Origin of the sequence: Streptomyces sp. ICN903, assembly GCF_022015835.1 — a bacterium.
Taxonomy (GTDB): domain Bacteria; phylum Actinomycetota; class Actinomycetes; order Streptomycetales; family Streptomycetaceae; genus Streptomyces; species Streptomyces fenghuangensis.
The window spans coordinates 1-4236 of sequence record NZ_JAKMAY010000407.1; the positions used below are offsets into that span (position 1 = coordinate 1).

Below are 4236 nucleotides of genomic sequence, written 5' to 3' on the forward strand. Positions count from 1 at the left end.
ATGGCACCCGGACCCATCGCACCCGGACCCATGGCACCCGAGCCCATGGCACCCGGACCCATGACGCCGGAATTCACCGGGCCCGAAGCCGTCACGCCCGCGCCGCCGTGCCACACGTCGGATCCCCGACCGGCCCCCTGAGTCATCGGCCCCTCCACCATCGCGCGCGCCTGCACCTGCCGGACCTCTCTCCGCCTCCCGAGGGTCGCCCCGTGTCGAGAGCCGTCCCGGTGTCGTGGGCCCATCATAGGAACGCAGGTCGCACCTTGTGACGCACCCGGGGGACGGCAATTCGGACCGGGTCCGGGCGGGAGCCGGAGAGCGGCCGGTTCGCCCCGGAATGAGCGGGCCCTACGCCTGCCCGCGCTGTTCGGGGGAGCGGGGGGCGCTCACCGTCGTCCGCCGGCGCCGGCGCTGCGAGGACGTGCGGACGATCAGGTCGGTGGGCATGATCCGCTGGACGGGGCGGCCGCCGCCGGTGCCCTCGATGGCGTCGATCAGGAGCTGGACGACGGTGGTGCCGATGCGCCCGGGTTTCAGCGACAGGGTGGTGATGGGCGGCTCGGTGCCGGCGTAGACGGCGGACTCGCTGCAGCACACCAGCAGCAGGTCGTCGGGGACGCGCAGTCCGTAGCGGCGGGCGGCGGCGAGCAGGTCGGTGCCGTTGGGGTCGAAGAGTCCGTACACGGCGTCGGGGCGGTCGGGCCGGGCCAGCAGCCTGTCGGCGGCTACGGCGCCGGCGCAGGGGTCGTGGGCGGGGTAGGCCTCGTACACCGGGTCCTGCCCGGCGCGTTCGCACCAGCGCAGGTAGGCCTCGGTGGACAGCCGGGTGTAGGTGTCGGTGCTGGTGCCGGTGAGCAGGCCGATACGGCGGGCGCCGGCGGCGGCGAGGTGGTCGAGCAGTCCGGTGACGGCGGCCTCGTGGTCGTTGTCGACCCATGCGGTGACGGGCAGGTCTCCGCAGGGGCGGCCGTCGGAGACCACGGGTACGCCCTGGCGGACCAGTTCGGTGACGACGGGGTCGCGGTCGGAGGGGTCGATGACGACGGTGCCGTCGAGGGCGACGTTGGACCAGACGTCGTAGGGGCTCTGCCGGGTGCTGCCCGGGAGGATCACCAGGGCGTAGCCGCGGGCCAGTGCGGCGGAGGAGGCGGCGCGTGCCATCTCGGCGAAGTAGGCGAACTCGGTGAAGGTGAAGGGCTCCTCGCCGTAGGTCGTGACCGTCAGCCCGATCAGCCCCGACTTGCCGGTGCGGAGCGTGCGGGCCGCCGCGGAGGGGCGGTAGCCGAGCCGGTCGGCGACTTCGCGGACATGGCGCCGGGTGGCGTCGGGCAGGCGGCCCTTGCCGTTGAGCGCGTCGGAGACGGTCGTGATCGAGACGCCGGCCGCCGCGGCCACGTCCCGGATGCCCGCACGCCCCAGCCGACGGCCGTGAGCCCGGCTCACCTGGTGCTTCCCTGCTGCTGTCATGGCGTGCTGATACTAGGGCCGCTCCGCGCCGTTTGCTGGGGTGTACAGAACAACGTCAGAAGAGACGATTCTGCAAGCCGCTCTGTGGTAACGACCATGGAAAAAGGGGGAGTTGAGCTTCTGCCTCATCGTTTCTGCTGATGCTTCACCGCTTGCCGCAGCAGAAATGGGGATGTCTCAAAGCTGTCTCAACTCACCTTCACGGGCGATGCGCGCCACGGAGCGCGCCACCGGCGCACACTTCTGCGAACGCGCCCCCTTGTTCCGGCCCCTACGCCGTTCCGGCGAATCCTTCTAAGGTGTGCAGCATTGGTGGTACGGGCGGCGGCACGACCGCCCCACGACTGGCCCCGAAGGGTCGAGGAGGACCTGGCATGACGGAGATGGCCCCGAAACTGCGCGCGGTGCTGGAGGGTATCCCCACCTACAAGCCCGGCCGCCCGGCCGCCGACGGCCCCGCGGCGTACAAGCTGTCCTCCAACGAGAACCCCTACCCGCCGCTGCCCGGGGTCCTGGAGGCCGCCACCGCCGCCGCCGGCTCCTTCCACCGCTACCCGGACATGGCCTGCGGCCTGCTGACCTCGGAGCTGGCGCACCGCTTCGGGGTGCCGATGAGCCACATCGCGACCGGGACCGGCTCCGTCGGCGTCGCACAGCAGCTCCTCCAGGCCACCGCGGGCCCCGGCGACGAGGTGGTCTACGCCTGGCGCTCCTTCGAGGCCTACCCGATCATCACCCAGATCTCCGGCGCGGCCTCCGTCCGGGTGCCGCTGGACGCCGACGAGAGGCACGATCTGGACGCGATGGCCGACGCCGTCACCGAGCGCACGCGCCTGGTCTTCGTCTGCAACCCCAACAACCCCACCGGCACCGCCGTCCGCCGCGCCGAGCTGGAGCGGTTCCTGGACCGTGTCCCCGGCGACGTGCTGGTGGTGCTGGACGAGGCCTACCGCGAGTTCGTCCGCGACGAGGAGATCCCGGACGGCATCGAGCTGTACCGCGACCGCCCGAACGTCTGCGTGCTGCGCACCTTCTCCAAGGCGTACGGCCTGGCCGGGCTGCGGGTCGGCTTCGCCGTCGCCCACGAGCCGGTGGCGGCGGCGCTGCGCAAGACCGCGGTGCCGTTCGGCGTGAGCCAGATCGCGCAGGACGCGGCGGTCGCCTCGCTGCGCAGCGAGACCGCACTGCTGGAGCGCGTGGACGCCCTGGTCGCCGAGCGGGCGCGGGTGGTGCGCGAGCTGACCGCGCAGGGCTGGACGGTCCCCGAGACCCAGGCGAACTTCGTCTGGCTGCGGCTGGGGGAGCGCACGGGCGACTTCGCCGGGACTTGCGAGGCGGCGGGCGTGGTGGTGCGGCCGTTCGCGGGCGAGGGGGTCCGCGTCACGATCGGCGAGACGGAGGCCAACGACCTCTTCCTCAAGGCCGCGCAGGACTTCCGCAGGGACCTCTAGCCCGCCACCCCCGGCTCACCGGGGACCAACAGCCCTCCGAACAGGACCTTCATTCCCTCCCACCCCCCGGTGGGAGGGAATGAACATAGGTGAGTCATACTTCTTGTGAATGTGAACGCATTCACGAGCGCGTGTGCTACGTCACACCATGTCCACTTTGGGAGAGTGCCGTGGACCTAGCTCTGGCCCCGGAGACCCTGGCCCGGTGGCAGTTCGGGATCACCACCGTCTACCACTTCCTCTTCGTCCCCCTGACCATCTCGCTCGCCGCCCTCACCGCCGGCCTCCAGACAGCCTGGGTGCGTACCGGCCGCGAGGTCTATCTGCGGGCGACGAAGTTCTGGGGCAAACTCTTCCTGATCAACATCGCGATGGGCGTCGTCACCGGCATCGTGCAGGAGTTCCAGTTCGGCATGAACTGGTCCGACTACTCCCGCTTCGTCGGCGACGTCTTCGGCGCCCCCCTCGCCTTCGAGGCGCTGATCGCGTTCTTCTTCGAGTCCACCTTCATCGGCCTGTGGATCTTCGGCTGGGACAAGCTGCCGAAGAAGATCCACCTGGCCACCATCTGGATGGTGGCCATCGGCACGGTCCTGTCCGCGTACTTCATCCTGGCCGCCAACTCCTGGATGCAGCACCCGGTCGGCTACCGGATCGACCCCGAGTCCGGCCGCGCCGAGCTCACCGACTTCCTCGCGGTGCTCACCCAGAACACCGCCGTGGCGCAGTTCTTCCACACCATGACCGCCGCCTTCCTCACCGGCGGCGCCTTCATGGCCGGCATCGCCGCGTACCACCTGATGCGCCGCCGCCACATCCCGGTGATGCGCACCTCGCTGCGCCTGGGCCTGGTCACCCTCGTCACCGCCGGAGCGCTCACCGCCGTCAGCGGCGACCACCTCGGCAAGATCATGTACGAGCAGCAGCCGATGAAGATGGCCGCGGCCGAGGCCCTGTGGGAGACCGAGGGGCCCGCCCCCTTCTCCGTCTTCGCCTACGGCGACGTCGACGAGGGCCACAACAAGGTCGCCGTCGAGATCCCCGGCCTGCTCTCCTTCCTCGCCCACAGCGACTTCTCCACCCCCGTCCCCGGCATCAACGACACCAACGAGGCACTCCAGGAGCAGTACGGCCCCGGCGACTACAAGCCCAACATCCCCGTCGCCTACTGGGGCTTCCGCTGGATGATCGGCTTCGGCATGGCCTCCACCGCCCTGGGCGCCCTCGGCCTGTGGCTCACCCGCCGCCGCTTCCTCCTGGCCGAACACCACCGCACCACCGAGGACGAGGTCCCCAACCTCGCCCTCACCCCCAC

3 protein-coding genes are annotated in these 4236 nt (G+C 70.7%); 2 read left to right on the forward strand and 1 reads right to left on the reverse strand.

The annotated features are described in order from the left end of the window. Positions 1–351: 351 nt before the first annotated feature. On the reverse strand, positions 352–1470 hold the full coding sequence (locus L7D48_RS26710) for a LacI family DNA-binding transcriptional regulator (protein WP_237883337.1): 1119 nt from the start codon (positions 1468–1470) through the stop codon (positions 352–354). Between the two features lie 374 nt (positions 1471–1844). On the opposite strand from L7D48_RS26710, the gene hisC reads away from it, so the two are divergent. Together hisC and L7D48_RS26720 are read left to right on the forward strand one after the other, a co-directional pair. Then, the gene (hisC, locus tag L7D48_RS26715) at positions 1845–2921 is read left to right on the forward strand and encodes a histidinol-phosphate transaminase (protein WP_237883339.1); all 1077 of its coding nucleotides are present in this window, start codon (positions 1845–1847) and stop codon (positions 2919–2921) included. A 170-nt stretch (positions 2922–3091) separates the two neighbouring features. After that, positions 3092–4236, forward strand: a 1145-nt coding sequence (locus tag L7D48_RS26720) for a cytochrome ubiquinol oxidase subunit I (protein ID WP_237883342.1), incomplete at its 3' end; no start/stop codon positions are given.

Excerpts from the sequence above, each read along its gene's own strand:
- L7D48_RS26710 (WP_237883337.1), bottom strand. The coding sequence starts at position 1,470 with ATGACAGCAGCAGGGAAGCACCAGGTGAGCCGGGCTCACGGCCGTCGG.
- hisC (WP_237883339.1), top strand. The coding sequence starts at position 1,845 with ATGACGGAGATGGCCCCGAAACTGCGCGCGGTGCTGGAGGGTATCCCC.